The organism is Rhizobium sp. UFLA01-1127 (assembly GCF_059803845.1).
In genome coordinates, this window is the sequence record NZ_JAUQTZ010000128.1 from 1 (window position 1) to 17,656 (window position 17,656).

Genomic DNA, 17,656 nt, shown 5'->3' on the forward strand with positions numbered 1-17,656 from the left:
TATTCGGTGCGCGTGCGAACGCCGCTGTGAAGGCCGTGTCCGAACGAGGCCTCTCCAAGAAACAGGTGCTTCAGGAATTCAACTGTGTCGTCGGTGTCTCCGATGCCCATCTCCAGGTCCGCCGCGGCGAGATCTTCTGCATCATGGGACTTTCCGGAAGCGGCAAATCCACCCTGGTGCGCCTTCTCAACCGCCTGATCGAACCGAGCCTTGGCAGGATCGCGATCAAGGGCCGGGAAATTGCCAAGTTGAATGCAGCCGAGCTGCGCGACATGCGCGCACGTAACATCGGCATGGTCTTCCAGAGCGTGGCGCTGCTGCCCAATCGCACCGTTCTCGAAAATGCAGCATTCGGGCTCGAGGTCCGCGGCATCCCGAAGGATCAGCGCAACGACACGGCGCGGGCGGCGCTCGACAAGGTGGGCCTTTCAGACTGGACATCGCGATACCCCTCGGAATTGTCGGGCGGGATGCAGCAACGTGTCGGCCTCGCCCGCGCTTTGGCGGCCGACCCCGAGATCATTCTCATGGACGAGCCCTTCAGCGCGCTTGATCCGCTCATTCGCCGCCAGTTGCAGGACGAGTTCCGTCAGCTGACGAAGTCGCTCGGCAAGTCCGCTGTTTTCATCACGCATGACCTCGAAGAGGCCATCCGCATCGGCGATCGGATCGCCATCATGAAGGACGGCCTTATCGTCCAGGTCGGAACGGCAGAAGAGATCGTAACGAAGCCTGCCGACGATTACGTGGCCGATTTCGTGGCCGGCATATCCAGGATCCATCTCGTCAAGGCGCATTCCGTGATGCAGTCGATCGCCGAATACAGGAACCTGCAACCGCAGCAGGACGTGAATGCGCTCCTGACGACCAATCCGGAGGCTGATATCGGCGAACTCATCGACCTGACGATGAAGTCGGAACGCGATGCGCTCGCGGTCGTCGCTAACGGTTCCATCGTCGGCGTGGTCACGACGCGCGGGCTGCTTCGGGGCGTCGCAGGATCCCCGGCGCAGCAGAACATGACGGCATGAGGGGGCGACGCAAATGGACATCTCGGTCATTGCGGATACTTTCGATGCCTGGACCGACGACGCGCTTGGCTGGATCAGCGACAACGGCAATTGGATATTCGATCCACTGAGGGCCATCTTGGAGGGAACATACGATGGCGTTCTCTGGCTCCTGCAGCTCCCGCCTTTCTACGTCGTCGCGATCATCGGGGCACTCCTTGGATGGCGGCTGATCAACGTCGCATCCGGTCTTCTGGCCGGTCTGGCGCTTTTCTTCTGCGCGGTCATGGGCCTTTGGAACGAAACGATCAGCACTCTTGCTCTTGTGACGACCGCCACGATCTTCGCCTTGACGATCGGAATCCCCTTGGGGATCGTCGCGGGATTCCTGCAATGGTTCGACAGGTTGCTGGAGCCGATCCTCGATCTGATCCAGACGATGCCACCCTATATCTACCTTCTTCCTGCCATTGCGCTTCTGGGCTTTGGCCCGGCCACCGCGCTGGTGGCAACATTCATCGTGGCAATGCCCCCTGCCATTCGCCTGACATCGCTCGGTATCCGCATGACGCCGCCCGCCTTCATTGAATTGGGCCAGGCAAGCGGCCTGACATCATGGCAGATGTTCACGAAAATCCGGCTGCCGTTTGCCATTCCAAGTGTCATGGCCGGCATTAACCAGAGTTTGATGATGGCATTCGGCATGGTGGTGATCGCCGGCATCGTCGGTTCCGGCGGCCTCGGCCAAACTATCTACAACGCCGTGCGCACGCTCGATATGGCGACATCGATCAACGCTGCGATCGCGATCGTCATCCTGACCATGGTGCTCGATCGATTGACACAGAGCGCGGCCCGCCGCGCCAAGGCAGGTGTAAGATGAACTTCGACCTCCTTCGGTTCTCGCCGGGCGTATATTTTGCCCCAGCCGTCGACTGGCTGAACACCAACTTCCATCCGTTTTTCGAAGCCTTAACCAGGCTGATCGAAGCCGTGCTCGGAGCCTTGGAATCCGTGCTGCTCTATCCGCCACCCTATGTGGTCGTCATCGCCGCGGTCCTGCTTGTTGCCTTCGCCATCAACATCAGGGTCGCCGTGGTGACCGCAATCGCTCTCGCCTTCTGCTTTCTGTCAGGGCTTTGGGCTGCATCCATGCAGACACTCGCCCTGGTAACGGTAGCGGTCGCCATTTCGGTCCTGATTGCCTTCCCTCTCGGCATTCTTGCGTCGCGCCACAAGGGTTTCGAGATCGCGATCAGGCCGCTGCTCGACATCATGCAGACGGTGCCGCCATGGGTTTATCTCATCCCGGCAGTCATGATCTTCAGTCTCGGCCGGGTACCGGCGATCATCGCCACGATCGTCTATGGCGTGCCGCCGATGCTGCGCCTGACGACGCTGGCCTTCAATCAGGTGCCGACGGATCTTCTGGAGCTCGGTCAAGCCACCGGCGCCCCGCCGCGCTCGATCCTCTTCAAGATCGAGATACCGTCCGCCATGCCCACCCTGCTGGTCGGTCTAAACCAGTGCATCCTTCTTTCGCTGGCCATGGTCGTGCTTGCCGGGCTTGTCGGAGCAGGCGGGCTCGGAGCCGAAGTGACCCGGGGCCTGACCCGAATGGAAATGGGGCTTGGCCTGCGCGCCGGACTTGCCATCGTCGCGATCGCGATCCTGCTCGACCGGCTGTCGAAAGGCGTCTTGCAAGGACAATCGCGATCATCGCAAACGAAAGCCTGAGCGGAGAGACCGAACAATGCGCCACAGCTTCTTCTGCATCGACTCCCACACCTGCGGCAATCCCGTACGGCTGGTCGCCGGCGGCGGGCCTTTGCTTCCGCACCTTCCGATTGCCGACCGGCGTGACATTTTCATCCGCGATCACGATTGGATCCGGCAAGCATTGATGTTCGAGCCGCGCGGCCACGATATCATGTCAGGAGCGATCATCTATCCCGCCTATCGCGACGACTGCGACTTTGCCGTGATTTTCATCGAAGTCAGCGGATGCCTGCCCATGTGCGGAGCCGGAACGATCGGGCTGGTGACCGCGGCGATCGAGGAAGGCCTCGTCACCCCGCGCATTCCCGGCAAGCTTTCGATCGAGACGCCGGCGGGCCGGGTTGATGTCGGCTACGAGATGCGGGGGGAATTCGTCGAAGCCGTCCGCATGTTCAATGTGGCAAGCTATCTGCATGCGGCTGACGTCGGCGTGGATGTGCCCGGGCTCGGCCTCCTGACGGTCGACGTCTCCTACGGCGGAAATTATTATGCCGTCGTCGAACCGCAAGGAAACTGGCCGGGTTTGGATGGCATGTCGAAGGATGACATCGTTGATTTGAGCCGGAGGCTGCGGGACGCCCTCGGTCCGGTTTGCAATCCGGTTCATCCGGAAAACGAACGGATCCGCGGAGTTCACCATGTCTTGTGGTGCGACGCTTCGACAAGCGAGAACGCCGATGGCCGGGGTGCGGTTTTTTATGGCGACAAGGCGATAGACCGTTCCCCCGGCGGCACCGGAACGTCGGCACGCCTGGCGCAGCTGCACGGCAAGGGGCGTCTGAAGGTTGGCGACGTCTTTCGACAGGAAAGCCTAATCGGCACAATCTTCGAGGGACGTGTCGAAGCAGAAGCGGAAATCGGAAGCTTCATGGGTATCAGGCCGAGCGTTGGAGGCTGGGCCTGCATCATCGGCCACAATACGATCTTCGTCGACGATCGAGATCCTTTGGCTTATGGTTTCCAGCTCTAGTGCCGGATGATTTTAGGTCTGTTCGACCTAAAATCTGAATCCGCTCTAGAATCAAGGAAGTAGAGCATGATGTCGCGCGAAAACCGAGCACACTTTTCGGCATCATGCTCTAGCAGAAGAGCTTGGTCAGGCGAGGCATTTCATGAAATCGGCAAAAGATGAAGTCAAGCACGGTCCCTTGAAGGTCGGCTTTATCCTCGCGCGATCATTTACTCTTTCCGCCTTTGCGCTGTTCGTCGATACGCTGAGACTGGCAAGCGACGAGGCAGACAAATCCGGTAGGGTCCTGGCCGACTGGCAGGTATTGGGCAGCACCCGGCATCTCATCACATCGAGCTGCGGTGTTCAGGTCGCGCCGACGTCGGACTTTATCGACCCAAGAGAATTCCACTACGTCGTCGTGGTGGGTGGACTTTTGAACGCCGACATCACGATCGACCAGCAGACCTCCGATTATCTGAAAAAGGCCGCAGCTCACAAAATCCCGCTGATCGGGGTTTGCACCGGTACGTTCATCCTGGCGCGTCTGAGCCTGATGACAACGCACCAGACCTGTGTCAGCTGGCTTCATTATCAGGCTTACCGAGAGCAGTTTCCCGGCAATCCCGTCCGCTCCGACCGCCTGTTCAATCTCGATCGGAACCGTGGATCATGCGCCGGCGGAAGCAGTGCCGCCGACATGGCCGCCTTTCTCGTCAGACGGCATATCAGCAGAGATGCCGAACGAAACGCCATGGAAGTGCTGCAAATCGAGCGAGCCCGATCCGGGCTGGATATACAGCCGCGCAAGCCGCTCGCGATCGAATGCCAGGACCCCCGCCTGAAGGCCGTCCTCATCACCATGGAAAGCCACATCGAAGACGTGGTGCCGACCGAAGATCTTGCCGCATCCGTCGGGCTGTCCCGTCGGCAGCTCGAACGGCTTTTCACCGAGGAAATGAAAACGTCTCCCGGCGCTGTCTACAAGCGTATTCGCATGGAACGCGCCAAGCAGCTGGTTCTGCAGACGGAGGCGCCGCTCATCGAAATTGCGCTTGAGGTCGGTTTCGACAGCGCTTCCCATTTTGCGAGGCTCTTTCGCAAGCTGTTCGGGCAATCTCCCACGGAGCTGCGACGAGCCAACCACGGCATCGTGCTGGAACGCGCGATGTGACCTTCAGCGGCTCCCATCTTCGTCTCACGGTGCGAACATGCTGCGGGCGACGATCAAACGCATGATTTCGTTGGTGCCCTCGAGGATTTGGTGAACCCTGAGGTCGCGGACGATCTTTTCGATGCCATAGTCTGCCAGATATCCGTAGCCGCCGAGAAGCTGAAGCGCCTGGTTGGCAACATCGAAGGCAGCGTCTGTGACGAAACGTTTCGCCATGGCACAATGCTTGCTGGCGTCCGGCGCGTTTTGATCGAGCTTCCAGGCCGCCTGATACAGGAAGATGCGGGCGGCTTGCAGCTCCGTCTCCATATCGGCGACGCGAAACTGCAATGCCTGGAAGTCCTTGAGCAGCGAACCGAAGGCGCGGCGCTCCTGCATATATCGCACCGCCCGGTCGAGTGCGCTTTGAGCGCCGCCGAGCGCACAGGCGGCAATGTTCAATCGCCCGCCGTCAAGTCCGGCCATGGCGTAGCGGAAACCTTGCCCCTCCACGCCCACGAGATTGCCGGCCGGCACCACGCAATCATCGAATCGAACCTCGGCCGTGGGCTGCGCTTTCCATCCCATCTTCTTCTCGAAGGCGCCGAAGCTCAGGCCGGAGCACGAGCTTTCGACGACGATGGTCGAGATGCCTTTTGGGCCATCCTCGCCCGTTCGGCACATCACGAGATAGATGTCCGAAAAATTCCCGCCGGAAATGAAGGCCTTGGATCCGTTGAGAACGTAACCTTCCGTTCCCCTATGGACGGCACGCGTCCGGAGGGCTGCGGCATCGGAGCCCGAGTCGGGCTCCGTCAAACAATAGGATGCAACTTTCTCGAAACGGCAGAGGTCGGGCAAGAGCCTTTCCTTGATGTCTCTGGAGGCATATTTGTCGATCATCGATACACACATGTTGTGGATCGAGATGAAGGCGGCAACGGAGGGGCACGCCTTCGACAGTGCCTCGAAGATCAGCGCGGCATCCAGCCGGCCGAGCGCCGAGCCGCCAAATTCCTCGCAGGCGTATATCCCGCCAAGACCCACCTCCCCCGCAGCCTTGAGGAGATCGCGCGGGATCGTCCCGGCCTCTTCCCAATCGCTCGCGAACGGAGCGATGCGTTCGGCGCCGAATTGCAGCGCCATGTCATAGAAGGATTGTTGCTCATTGCTGCAGGCAAAATCCATTCACCCCTCCCGTCCATGAGCAGGATATGCAGTGCCTTGGAATTTTCTATCATATTTCCGGAAGATCAGGATGGATTACGAAAGATCGTTTTGCACGATGACTATCAATCGGTATTGATCCAGACAGCCTTGGTTTCCAGATACTCATGAAGGTGCTCGACACCGCCTTCACGCCCATATCCGGACATCTTCATTCCACCGAACGGTACGGCAGGGTCGATCGCATGATACATGTTCACCCAAACCGATCCTGCCTTCAGCCGGCGTGCCAGTTTATGTGCCGTACCCAGATCCTTGGTAAAGATCCCAGCCGCAAGCCCGTAGGGTGAGGCGTTCGCCCGGCTTGTCACTTCGTCGATGGAATCGAATTTGAAAGCGGAAATGACCGGGCCGAAGATCTCTTCCCGCGCGATGCGCATATCATCATGGACATCGGCAAAAACCGTGGGCGTCAGGAAGTTGCCGCCGTCATAGACCGGGCCTGATTGCCGGCTTCCGCCGGTCAGAAGCCGCGCACCCTCGGCCTGTCCGGATGCGATATAGTCTTCGATCACCCTGGCCTGGCGGGAATTCACGATCGGGCCGATGTCGGTATCGGTTTCAATCCCGTGACCGATGCGAAGGGTCTTGGCAAAGTCCGCGACCCTTGCGACGAATTCGTCATGGATTTCCCGAGCAACGAACAGGCGGGACCCGGCGATGCAGATCTGCCCCGAATGCGCGAAGACGGCCATGGCGGCGACGGGGACCGCGCGGTCGATGTCCGCATCCTTGCACACGATGACGGGCGATTTGCCGCCGAGCTCGAGCGATACTTTCTTCAGATTGCCGACGGCCGCCCTTGCGATCGATTGTCCCGTCAGTGTCGAGCCGGTAAAGACGACCTTGTTGACGTCGGGGTGCTCCGCCAAACGGGCACCGGCGACCGAGCCCTTTCCGGTAACGACATTGACGACCCCGTCGGGCACACCCGCCTCCTGCATCAGTCGCGCGATCATCAGCGGCGTCAGCGATGCGTCTGCGGCCGGCTTCAGGACGACGGTGCAGCCCGTCGCGAGCGCCGGGGCAATTTTCCACACTGTCGCAGCCGTCGGCGCGTTCCATGGGATGATAGCGGCAACCACACCCACGGGCTCCTTGCGCGTGAAGCTGACGATCTCACCGGGGATCGAATTGTCGATGGTTTCGCCGTGGAGGGCCGTTGCCATTCCGGCATAAAAACGAAGCATTCCCAATACACGGCGTTTGTTTGCCAATGTCCGCATAATGGGCATGCCCATATCGAGCGTATCCGACACGCAGAGCTTGTCCCAGTCCCGCTCGACCAGCTCGGCGATTTTCAAAAGAACCGCCTGACGCTCATAGGGCGAAAACTTCGACCACGGCCCTTCGAATGCCCTGCGCGCGGCCAGCACCGCGCTGTCCACATCGACAACTCCGGCATCGGGGATCGTCGCCAGGCGCTCGCCGGTTGCGGGATTGACGGCATCGCTGACCTCGCCGGACTGGGCACCAACCCACTGTCCGCCGATGAACATCGGCCGAAAGCCGCCGTTGTACAGCTCGCTGCCGAGCTGTTTGGGGTCAAAGTCGATTGCCATCCGTTCCTCCCGGTCTGTAATGAGGCTTCGTAACATCGCGCTCGCAATCGAATGGCGCAACCCGTTAAAACTAAACGGGTGTTCAGATTATCGAGCTGTATATTGCAGCAGCAGTTTCGCAGAATGCGCAAACAGTGGAGGAACGGATATGAGACTCGATCAGAAAGTGGCCATCGTTACCGGCGGCGGGTCCGGCTTTGGCGAAGGCATCGTCCGCAAGTTCGCGGCCGAGGGCTGCCGCGTCGTCCTGCTCGACCGCGACAGCCAAGCCGCTGAACGGCTGGCCGCCGAAATCGGCCCAGCCATCGCCCCTTTGCAAGGGGATGTCTCCTCCCTTGCCAGTTTCATCGAAGCGGTGGCGCTTGCCCGCTCTACCTTCGGAGGACTGGACATACTCGTGAACAATGCGGGCGTCGGTCAGCCGCCCATGGCTCTCGAGGAGATGGACGACGCGCTGTTCGACCATATTGCGAACGTCAACATTCGATCGATCTACAATGGTGCGAAAGCTGTCGTTCCGGTGTTCAAGGAGCAAAGCCGAGGCGTCATCCTGAACGTCGCATCGACCGGCGGCGTTTCTCCGCGCCCGAACCTGACATGGTACAATGCCTCCAAGGGCTGGGTAATCGCCGCGACGAGGGCCATGGCGGTCGAGCTTGCCCCGAAGGGGATCCGCGTGAATGCCATCAATCCGGTGGCCGGCGAAACCCCGCTTCTCAAGACCTTTGTAGGATCGGATTCGCCGGAGAGCATGGCGAAGATCGTCTCGACGATCCCATTGGGCCGTCTCTCCACCCCTGCGGACATGGGCAACGCCGTTGCATTCCTGTGTTCCGACGAAGCGAGCATGATTACCGGCGTGGACTTGCTCGTCGATGGCGGCAAATGCATCTGACGGTCCAAACAATGCCGGGGCGTTAGCAGGTCGCGACCATCTCCGACGGTGGAACGGCAAGGCTTCGGCGCCCGGGGCCCTCCCATTCCCGTCGCCGGGCCAGTGAGCGGAGTCTGCCGAAAAGCGCCAACGCACGTTGCAGACTGTCGGGCCGAACGACGAGCGCCGCCGGCTGCAAGACGAACGTTCCACGCTCGCTATTCACGAAATTTGTCAGCTCGGTTCCAACTTGTGATGGCTTTCAGCCGCCCCGAAAGCGGAACATTCCAGTGCCGGCGCCATTCCCCTTTCAGCTCTTACAGCGACGCACGTCACATGTGACGCGCAGAATTCGCTGCAGCAGTCTAACGCTGCTGCGCAGTTTATCCTTAAATCGATCCCGATTTGAGGAATTAAGCAGTAGGAGCCGATAAGCAAAGGAGAATGCCATGAATACGAAACTTGTCGTTTCCGCGGCCGCCGCTTTCGGCCTTCTTGCAGGTTCTGCCTTCGCTCAGCAGTCGACGGTCACCGGGGCGGCGGGCGGCGCAGTCACTGGTGCGGTCGTCGGCGGCCCTGTCGGTGCCGCTGTCGGCGGCGTGGCTGGAGCGATCGTCGGTTCCGCAATCGATCCGCCGCAAAAGGTGGTCACCTACGTACAGGAGCAGCCACTGCCTCCTTCCGAGGCGGTCGTTCAGGATCGTATTGTCGTCGGCCAGGCGCTTCCCGAAACCGTTGTCGTCACACCGGTTCCCGACAATCCCGCATACGCCTATGCCGTCGTGAACCATGAGCGCGTCATCGTCCAACCGAAGACGCGCAAGGTCGTCAAGATTATCGAATGATATCGTTAGGAGGGGCCTCCCGAGGCCCCTTTTTCTTTGCGATCGACTTTGGCAATTGCCCGGCCGGTCGAGCGCGGCACATCAGGCTCATTCAGGCGGCAGGCAGCAGCGGCTGATCGGCCTGATAGCGCGCCCAGGCGATCCCGTCCTCAAGCGATGTCGCGCGGTACGAAAGATCGGTACCACCGGAAAATGCGGCCATGAAGCGGCGGATCTTGCCGTAGCTATTGTCCAGCACCGCATGCGGCCGCCCAAGCAGCAACGAGCAGATGTGGACGTGCAGCCTGTCGGTGACGAGCGTGCGGCCACGGGAGATCTGGCGGATGCCGCGACGGAATCGATTGTGAGCCGCCGCGTCGAGCTTGCGCAGCCTGATTTCGGCGGGCTTCAGAGCCAGAAGCGCCGTCGCCGCGCCCAACGCCTTGGAGGAACGCACGCTTCTGGCGGATTCGGTGGTCCAATCCTCCTTTGGAATATCGGGATAAGCGGAGAGATCGGCATTTCCAACCTTCTCCAGATCGGATCTGAGCATGGCCAGAACCGGGATTTCCGGCGCCTCCGGCGCGATCGGACCGATGCAGAAAGCCATATCGGGGCAGAGGCGCACTTCGCAATCGAAACGCTTTAAGGCAAATTCTTTCGATTCCTCATCGCGCACCAGCAGCACGAAGTTCTTGTGGCGCCCGATGATGCGAGCGCTTTCGTCCCGGCGCGCCTGAGACTTGTAGTGAATGGACTGCGGGAACTGAATGACCTGCCGGTCGGGAAATCGTTCCAGCACCTGTTCGCGGAACTCCTGATGACCTTCCCACACGTCGCCGAAGTTGCCGCCGCCATGAATGAAGATCGGACCGGTGGGCATGGTCCGCTCCAGCTGTTCGGGCGAGAAATCGTGGATTCGCGACACATAGCTCGGCCGCTTGCCATATCTGTTCTTCAGATAGGCCATTTCGCCCAGCCAGATGGCCGAGTCACCGCAATTGCGGATATCGGGAAAGTCGAGGATCGCCAAAGGCTCGTCTTCGCTGACATAGTCTCTCAGGCAATCGTGGATCTTGCTTTCCAGTTCGGCGATCAGGCTTCGATTTGATTGCGATGTCATTTTCCCATTCCCCCATTCAGATGACAAGGCAGTCCAGCCGGCATCGGCCAGACCTTCGTTAGGCGAGGCGCAGTCTCGGCAGCACCTTGCCGAGAATGGTTTGAACCTCGCTTTCGGGTCCGGCCGGGCGTTTCATCAATGTCCACAGCAGGAAGGTCGAGCCGCAGTAGAGCAGGCCGCCAAGTGCGATCAGTATTGCGAGATGCGTCACGAGCAGGATCTTGTCGTCCGTCGGCGCCAGATGGCTCGAGGCGAGCGAGACGCCGGCAGCCATGACCGCGACGCTTGCGAGAGCCCGAAGGTTGACCGACAATTGCTTCCGCACGGTAATGCCAGTGAAGCGCCGCACGAGCATCATGTTGACGAATGTGCTGAACAGGCCGGTGAACACGCGGCCAAGGATGACCCCGGAAAGACCATAAAGGAGCAGACCGGCAACCATGATCGGCACCCGCAGGCAAAACATCTGGGCATCGCGGACGAAAAGCACGCGCGTCTCGCCCTTCGCCATGCCGAGCGGCTGCACCAGCGAACCCAATGTCTGCAGTGCAAAGACCGAGGCAAGCGACTGGATAATGAAGACGACCGGCACCCATTTGTCGCCGAGCGCGAGCCTGACCAGCGGGTCGGCGGTCACCGCGACGCCGATGCCGGCCGGAAGTGCGACCGCGGCAACCAGCGCCTGCACGCGCTGATAGGCGGCGGCAAGCCTGTCGGGATCGGTGCGAATGCCCGAGAAGGCCGGATAGATCGTCTGCGTGAGGGGCGCGGTCGCCTCCCGCGTCGGCATCATGGCGAGATTGCTGCCGACCGAATAATAGCCAAGCTGGATTCCCCCGAGCATCTTACCAACAAGCAGATAATCGAAGCGCCAATTGAGGGTGCTGACGATCTGGCCGGCGGTCAGCCAGGCGGAGAAGGAGAAGAACTCCCGCATATGGCGAAAGGTGATCCTCGGCCGGAAGGGCAGCACGAGATAGGAGACGATCACATTCGTTGCCTGGCTTATCAACGTGCCGGCGACGAGCGCCCAATAGCTTTGATAGATGACGGCTATGGCGACCGAGGCGACGAAGCCGGCGAACTTCTGCGAAACGGCAAGCACGAATTCCTGCCAGAAGATCAGATCGCGCTGGAGCATAATGCGGCGCGGATTGGTGAGGCCGCCCATCAGCATGCTGACACCAAGCGCCAGCATCACGCCGGTCAATCGCGGCTCGTTGAACAGGACGGCGGTCGGATAGGCAAAAATCGCAAACAGGAGACAGATCGCCAGTCCGCGAGCAGCATTGAGGGTCCAGGCGGCGCTGAAATGGGATTCGCCCGGTGATGCATGACGGATAAGCGCTTCGGAAAGAGACAGCTCGGTCACGGTCGTGACGATCAGCAGTATCGTCATGCCCAGAGCCACCACGCCGAAATCGGAGGGCGCCAGATACCGTGCCAGGACGAAGGTGCTGAGGGTCGCAAGCCCGTTCACGATGGTTCGGGACAGGCTTAGCCACATGCTTCCCTTAACGAGCCGTCCGGTGATGCTGGTCATGCGATTCTGAAGTCCCGCTACGCTGCGACGCGACCCCTTTATCCGCACGAAAATTCCCCGCCGCACCAATGCCTTACGGACTGGAGCAGCTGCGCGGAATCGTGCAGAACTATATGGTCGCTATGGATGGGGCATGCCCCGGCGTCTCAGCGGGACTTAGTTCGGAGAATCCGTATGTCAACGCTCAAAATTCATTTTCACGTCAGCTTCGCTTCATTTCAGACTCATTTACGGATCATTTCTGCATCATATTGCCCGCGGCGTGCAGCCGCCGTCCGGTCCGAGCAGGAAAGCCCAGCCGAGCAACCAGCACGTTCATAGGTGCGCTTTTCCGAAAAAGGTCCACCGGTTTCGCCCATTGCCGTACCGATTTCGGCAGAGGTGACCTCGACAGTCCCCGCCAGATCATTAGTCAATGAGACGCTCTCTCGTTTTACGTTTTCGAGGGAGATATCCCGAAATTTGCCCCGCCGAGCAATCGGTGGGGTCCTTTGCCCGGTAGCCCGGTTTCCACAGGACTCAAAGTCATGGAAATGACGGAGTATATTACCCGACGGGAGCCGGTCGCAAAGAAACGGGAAAGGCCGTTCAGACTATGACGGCGACGACGAGAGACAACCAGATCAAGGCTATTCCCAGCGCCAGCGCCCTTCTGGCCTCGACCACTTTCTCCGCTTCCTCGTCCGCCACCGGCGTCGTGACGATCAGAGGCACGCAACCGAGCGCCGCAAACCCGAGAAGGGCCAAACCTACCACCAGATAATCCGAAACATGCCAGCGGCCCTGTTCATACACGCCCCAGTAACCCAGAAAGGCCATCCCCACCGCAAACATGGTCGCCGAGGCCGAGCAGAGCCCGGTAACGGATCCCGCAGGTGCACGCAGCTTACCTTCTTCCCGCATCGACTGGTCCATGACTCGCTGTCCGCGACACAAACGGTTTTTCGTATATATGTCAGGAATTGAGTACGGCGTGAAGCGACGACCGGCTTTGGCTGGATGGGATTGTCGGTAATGAGGGAGCTTGGTTTGTTGCGGGGAAGCTAGCTGAATGCAGCACTGGTGTTTTGCTGAGTTTGAAAGTAACCGCCCGATTGGCACCGCCTGCCGTGAACTGATGGGGTGGATGCCCCCTCCAGCCGGCATCGGCGTATGATGCCTGCTCAGCGCCATGGTGGCGTTTGCGGAGGAGAGGCAGATGACAGCAGTCCACATTCTGGCGATCGACCTTGCGAAGCGGAGCTTTCAGGTCTGCGCAACGGATCGCGGCGGTGCGGTTCTATTTAATCGGGTTCTTTCTCGGGCTCGATTGCAGCAGTTCTTGAACGAGCAGTCACCGTGCATCGTCGCGATGGAGGCCTGCGCGACCAGCCACTTCTGGGGCCGGTTCGCGCAAAATTATGGTCACGACGTGCGGCTGATTCCGCCGATTTATGTGAAGCCATTCGTTAAACGTCAGAAGAATGATGCAGCCGATGCAGCAGCAATCGCTGAGGCGGCGCTGCGCCCGAACATGCACTATGTCGAGGTCAAGAGTGCAGAGCACCAGGCTCGGGCCGTGGCATTCCGCACCCACCAGTGCTTTGTGCGCCAGCGGACGCAGCTCATCAACGCGTTGCGCGGGCATCTCGGCGAATTTGGGATCGTCGTGGCGCAAGGACCAGCCAATCTCACTGCGGTCGCAGGTATTCTTGCTGACGAGACGAATGATCTGCCTGAAAGTGTCAGAGAGATTGGTCGGCTTTACCTGGATCAAATTGGGCTGCTGACTGATAAGATCGACGGACTGATGCTGAAGCTTCGAGAGGCCACCAAAGAGAATGCGGATATGCGCCGGCTTTGCACCATACCGGGCGTCGGGCCCGTGACGGCGGGAGCAATCCTCGCCTTTGCTCCCGATCTCCGTGCCTTTAAAGGCGGTCGGAACTTTGCCGCCTGGCTCGGCCTCGTGCCCCGGCAGCATTCCACTGGCGGAAAGACACGGCTAGGCGGCGTCAGCAAAATGGGACAAACCGATATCCGCAAGCTGCTCATCGTCGGAGCCATGAGCCTGATCCGCTGGATCGTGCGTAAGGGCGTGTTACCGGACAACTGGCTGGGAGGCATTCTGGGTCGCAAGCCTCGAATGGTCGCGGCTGTCGCGCTTGCCAACAAGATGGCGCGCATCATTTGGGCGATGATGACGAGGGGGCAGAATTACAGAATGGCGTAATCCGCTGCCTTTCTCGAAAGGCAATGCGGTGACGCCTGGGGCGATAAGCCCCGGTGGGAAGATCGACCGACGGAACGATGCGGAAAGGACTTCAATGTTCAGAATGGGGTAAACCAGTCCCGGCGCTCGAGCACAAAGCTCTCTGAACCGATGTGGTCCCTGTTCTTCGAACTGCATCCCGGCCCGTGGCTAACCAGGCCACACCAAGAGGCCTGACACACGACCGATAGAATTCCTTGTTCGCGGAAGACCGTCAAAAAATCTTTTTGCCAAACCGGGGGTCGTTTGAGGGGGAATTCAAAACCCTACGATCTCATGACCGGCATGGCCGTGAGAAAGTTATGCAGGAGGAGAATTTGGCACATCTCGGACCAGCTTTGCCAAGTATATCAATAGCAGAGGATCAAGCTCGATCCCGGAATATGATATCGATAATACGAGCTTGAAATCTTCGAGATTTATATTTGCGTGCGCTTCGCAGATGTATTCACACAGCGTTTCAAAAGCGATTTTGTTTTCGCCATGGTCGATATATTCCATAGCGAAATCGATTCGCCACTGCTCAACTTTTCCATTAATAGACTGAGCGAGTAATCTTATTTTCTTTTCGATATCGGCTGTTTTCATTTTACTTGCTTGAGCCCTGTTGGAGGACCTCCTGCGTCTGGAAACGCCGTGATCACTTTACCCGTCGCCGGTTGATAAACAACACGTATTTGCACGCCATTCCTAGTTTCCCATGCTACCCATTTTGCGGGCGTTCCTGCATTTGTATACTGCCCGCCAGTGCCGGTTTGCGCGTACCACTGCGTACTCGGGGAGGTCGCGATATCACCGATGTCGTGAATAACCTCGCCAGGTGTCAATGTTGATGGAAATAGTGTCTTTCCAATGTTACCCGGAGGGTAGTGACCGCCACTTGTCGGCCCGTCACCGTATAAAATGTGTTGCCGTGTGTCTGGCGAGAGGATGTCAACATATTCATTTGCGTCTGGGTTGAGCTCAATCACACCGCCTGACGAGCCGGGGTTGATATTGCCGAAGAGATTGATTCCGCTATTTCCACCAACGGCCATTGCATTTCCGCCGCTGTCGAGCGTCACATATTTGCCGGTTGTTTCGCCGCTAGGGCCGAGCTCCTCATAGACGGGCTCGCTCCCGTTTTCTGCGGTGCCGACGCTGCGGAAAAGGTTGCCCGAGCCGCTGATCGCGATACCGTCGCTCTGGTTTAGCCAAGAGAGACTTTGGGGCAATGTTACCTGGCTAGGAGACGTGATTGGTGTACGCAGGACTGGGCCGTTCTCAGCTTCAATTTCCTTTTCGAACTCTTCCCAGGATTCGGGAATTTCCCCTTCCCCTTCGACCGCCTGTCCCGTCTCATGGACAGTGACTTTGTCCTCTGAGCTGGCCACCGTGACGATACCAATGAGCGTGCGTGCAAGATCGGCCGAAACCGCGCCGTAGGCAGGGTCGACACCAGAGCAAGCGCTGCCACCACCCTGCTGGGCGCAGCTGATGAGCGCCGCCCGAAGCTGCGGGTCTTTCAGGTTTAACAGGATGTTTCGCGCCGTCTGGCCATCACCGGACGAGAGTTTTTGGTCGGCGACCATCTTGTCGAGCGCGTCACCAATCGCCTGCAGCACCGTCTTGCCAGCGTCGAAGGCCGCCTGCAGGCTCTGCACGGAAACATAAGGCTCAAGGTCGATATGCTTGTCCTTGGTGATGACGTTCTGCAGGGCCGGATTGGTGTTGATCTGATCGACCGGTCTTGTCTGCCCACTCTGTTCCAGCGAAGCCTGCTGATCGGCATTGCGGACGGTAATGTTGCCAGCACCGCCACTTCCGCTGATCGTTGCTTTGACCGATTGCTCGACATCGTCGAGCTGGTATTTGCTACTAGCACTCGAATTACTGGTCGTCTTTCCGTTGGCATCCGCGCCGGAATAGAGGTCGATGTTGGCATTGACCTGATAGCCCTGGTATTTCTGCGTGCCGACGAAGTCGGACCAGGTCAGCGTGCCGGTGTCGAGATTAACCTGGCCATCGGCCGAGATCAGCCCGGATGCGGCAAGATTGGTATTTCCGCCGACGGTGATGTTCTGGTCACCGGTGGAATAAAGGCCGGCGGGCGTGTCGATCCAATTGGTCGAGCCCTTGCCAGAGCCGAAGCCCGGCTGCACGCCGCCGAGCGTCAGACCGCCAAGTGCCGTACCGACATTGCCCGCTGTCAGCAGATTCTGTCCAGGAGCACTGCCGATCGTCGGCCCAGTGAAGGAAAAGCCGAGCGAAGTTGAGCTGTTCGACTGGCTGCCGGTGTTCGGCGTCGAGACGATATTGAGATTGCCACCGACATCTCCATTGATCGTATCGGCGGAGAACATCGTATTGTTGAGCGTCGTGTCGCTCTTTGAGACGAAGGTGATGTTGTTCGTAGCACTGACGGTGGAGATCACCTGCGTCGTCGACGAACTCGATGATTTCGACTGGCCGGCCGAGACACTCGCCGTCGGCGTGATCCCTGTCGCGCCGCCCATGCCGACGCCAACCGACACGCCGATGCTGGCGCCAGCCGACTCGCTGCGCGACGAAGCATTGGATGTTGCCTGGGCGCCAGCCATGTCGATGTTGTTGGCCGAGATCAACACGCTACCGTTCATCGGATCGTCGGCGTGATTCGGGTTGGCGGTCGCGGAAATCTGCAGGCCTCGGCTGGTGAAGTCTCCATTCGTGGAGATATCGACCGAACTGCCGGAGATGGTGGGCAGGACCGGAGTCGAGGTTGAGACCGAGGTCTCGTTCTTCGAGTAGGTAAAGCCGGCAGTCAGGGAGACAGAGGCAAGATTGCCGGCGCCTACGCTATCCTTGAGATTGGAGAGCGCGTCGTAAGCCTGCATGCCGGCGAAGGCGACGTTGGCGGCCGAATAGCCATCCGTGACCTTGCCGAGCTTCGAGGCAAGGTTCTCGATGCTCTGGCCGGCGCCGACGAAGCTTGAGGAAACCCCGACACTGACGCCAGCAAAGAAGCTCGTCGCGACCTCATCGAAGTTGGTGATGTCATTACCCGAGAGGATGTTGACACCGTTTTTCCCGACGACGGTGACGCCACCACCAGCGGCAATCTGTCCCGCCTGATCGTTGAACGTGTCACCGGCCTTAAGCGTGATGTCTCCGCCCGCCTTGATGGTGGATACCGCATTGGTGTCGGCACTCTGGTTCACCTGATCGGTAAAGCGCCCGACGCCGATGCCGATCGAGGCACCGCCGCCGTTGGTCGAGAGCTGAATGTCGAAGCCGGAGCGCTTGTCGCTCTTCGAGGATTGGTCGCTCTCATGCCCCGGCAGGATGTTGATGTCGCCAGCCGCATTGCCGTTCACGTCGCCATTGGCAGCCGTGATCGACG

The 17,656-nt window shown here is 59.4% G+C and carries 15 protein-coding genes; 8 read left to right on the plus strand and 7 right to left on the minus strand.

Features of this window, described 5'->3' with window-relative positions; all coding sequences use genetic code 11:
- The 5 genes from Q4Q11_RS24865 to Q4Q11_RS24885 form a co-directional block, all read left to right on the plus strand.
- A partial coding sequence (locus Q4Q11_RS24865; protein ID WP_498571157.1) for a quaternary amine ABC transporter ATP-binding protein occupies window positions 1-1,031 on the plus strand: 1,031 nt, incomplete at its 5' end.
- A 13-nt stretch (window positions 1,032-1,044) separates the two neighbouring features.
- The gene (locus Q4Q11_RS24870; RefSeq protein ID WP_498571158.1) at window positions 1,045-1,893 is read left to right on the plus strand and encodes an ABC transporter permease; all 849 of its coding nucleotides are present in this window, start codon (window positions 1,045-1,047) and stop codon (window positions 1,891-1,893) included.
- Window positions 1,890-2,747: an ABC transporter permease subunit gene (locus Q4Q11_RS24875; protein ID WP_113214133.1), complete on the plus strand. Its 858-nt coding sequence runs from the start codon at window positions 1,890-1,892 to the stop codon at window positions 2,745-2,747. The genes Q4Q11_RS24870 and Q4Q11_RS24875 overlap by 4 nt, the downstream gene beginning before the upstream one ends.
- A gap of 16 nt (window positions 2,748-2,763) precedes the next feature.
- Window positions 2,764-3,759: a 4-hydroxyproline epimerase gene (locus Q4Q11_RS24880; protein WP_498571159.1), complete on the plus strand. Its 996-nt coding sequence runs from the start codon at window positions 2,764-2,766 to the stop codon at window positions 3,757-3,759.
- Window positions 3,760-3,901: 142 nt separating this feature from the next.
- The gene (locus Q4Q11_RS24885; RefSeq protein ID WP_498571160.1) at window positions 3,902-4,912 is read left to right on the plus strand and encodes a GlxA family transcriptional regulator; all 1,011 of its coding nucleotides are present in this window, start codon (window positions 3,902-3,904) and stop codon (window positions 4,910-4,912) included.
- A gap of 24 nt (window positions 4,913-4,936) precedes the next feature.
- Here the strand turns inward: Q4Q11_RS24885 and Q4Q11_RS24890 are convergent, their stop codons facing one another.
- Together Q4Q11_RS24890 and Q4Q11_RS24895 are read right to left on the minus strand one after the other, a co-directional pair.
- The gene (locus tag Q4Q11_RS24890) at window positions 4,937-6,079 is read right to left on the minus strand and encodes an acyl-CoA dehydrogenase family protein (RefSeq protein WP_498571161.1); all 1,143 of its coding nucleotides are present in this window, start codon (window positions 6,077-6,079) and stop codon (window positions 4,937-4,939) included.
- A gap of 104 nt (window positions 6,080-6,183) precedes the next feature.
- A complete protein-coding gene (locus Q4Q11_RS24895) occupies window positions 6,184-7,680 on the minus strand; it encodes an aldehyde dehydrogenase family protein (RefSeq protein ID WP_498571162.1) in 1,497 nt (498 codons plus the stop codon).
- Window positions 7,681-7,828: 148 nt separating this feature from the next.
- Here Q4Q11_RS24895 and Q4Q11_RS24900 point away from each other — a divergent pair, with 148 nt between their 5' ends.
- Window positions 7,829-8,575 (plus strand): glucose 1-dehydrogenase, encoded by a 747-nt coding sequence (locus Q4Q11_RS24900; RefSeq protein ID WP_498571163.1) that lies wholly within the window; start codon window positions 7,829-7,831, stop codon window positions 8,573-8,575.
- A 428-nt stretch (window positions 8,576-9,003) separates the two neighbouring features.
- Window positions 9,004-9,399, plus strand: a complete 396-nt coding sequence (locus tag Q4Q11_RS24905) for a DUF1236 domain-containing protein (protein WP_112502386.1) — start codon at window positions 9,004-9,006, stop codon at window positions 9,397-9,399.
- Between the two features lie 91 nt (window positions 9,400-9,490).
- Here the strand turns inward: Q4Q11_RS24905 and Q4Q11_RS24910 are convergent, their stop codons facing one another.
- From Q4Q11_RS24910 to Q4Q11_RS24920, 3 genes are all read right to left on the minus strand, one after another.
- Window positions 9,491-10,501, minus strand: a complete 1,011-nt coding sequence (locus Q4Q11_RS24910; RefSeq protein WP_498571164.1) for a polysaccharide pyruvyl transferase family protein — start codon at window positions 10,499-10,501, stop codon at window positions 9,491-9,493.
- A 58-nt stretch (window positions 10,502-10,559) separates the two neighbouring features.
- Window positions 10,560-12,044 carry a lipopolysaccharide biosynthesis protein gene (locus Q4Q11_RS24915; protein ID WP_498571165.1) on the minus strand — a complete coding sequence of 495 codons (1,485 nt, stop codon included), beginning with the start codon at window positions 12,042-12,044 and terminating at the stop codon, window positions 10,560-10,562.
- Between the two features lie 588 nt (window positions 12,045-12,632).
- Window positions 12,633-12,959 (minus strand): hypothetical protein, encoded by a 327-nt coding sequence (locus Q4Q11_RS24920; protein WP_112502392.1) that lies wholly within the window; start codon window positions 12,957-12,959, stop codon window positions 12,633-12,635.
- Between the two features lie 283 nt (window positions 12,960-13,242).
- On the opposite strand from Q4Q11_RS24920, the gene Q4Q11_RS24925 reads away from it, so the two are divergent.
- The gene (locus tag Q4Q11_RS24925; protein ID WP_498571166.1) at window positions 13,243-14,256 is read left to right on the plus strand and encodes an IS110 family RNA-guided transposase; all 1,014 of its coding nucleotides are present in this window, start codon (window positions 13,243-13,245) and stop codon (window positions 14,254-14,256) included.
- Window positions 14,257-14,595: 339 nt separating this feature from the next.
- Here Q4Q11_RS24925 and Q4Q11_RS24930 read toward each other — a convergent pair whose 3' ends face one another.
- Complete coding sequence (locus tag Q4Q11_RS24930) at window positions 14,596-14,883, minus strand: MafI family immunity protein (protein WP_498571167.1); 288 nt, start codon at window positions 14,881-14,883, stop codon at window positions 14,596-14,598.
- Window positions 14,880-17,656 (minus strand): hemagglutinin repeat-containing protein (locus tag Q4Q11_RS24935; RefSeq protein WP_498571168.1); only part of this gene is annotated, 2,777 nt, incomplete at its 5' end. The genes Q4Q11_RS24930 and Q4Q11_RS24935, both read right to left, overlap by 4 nt.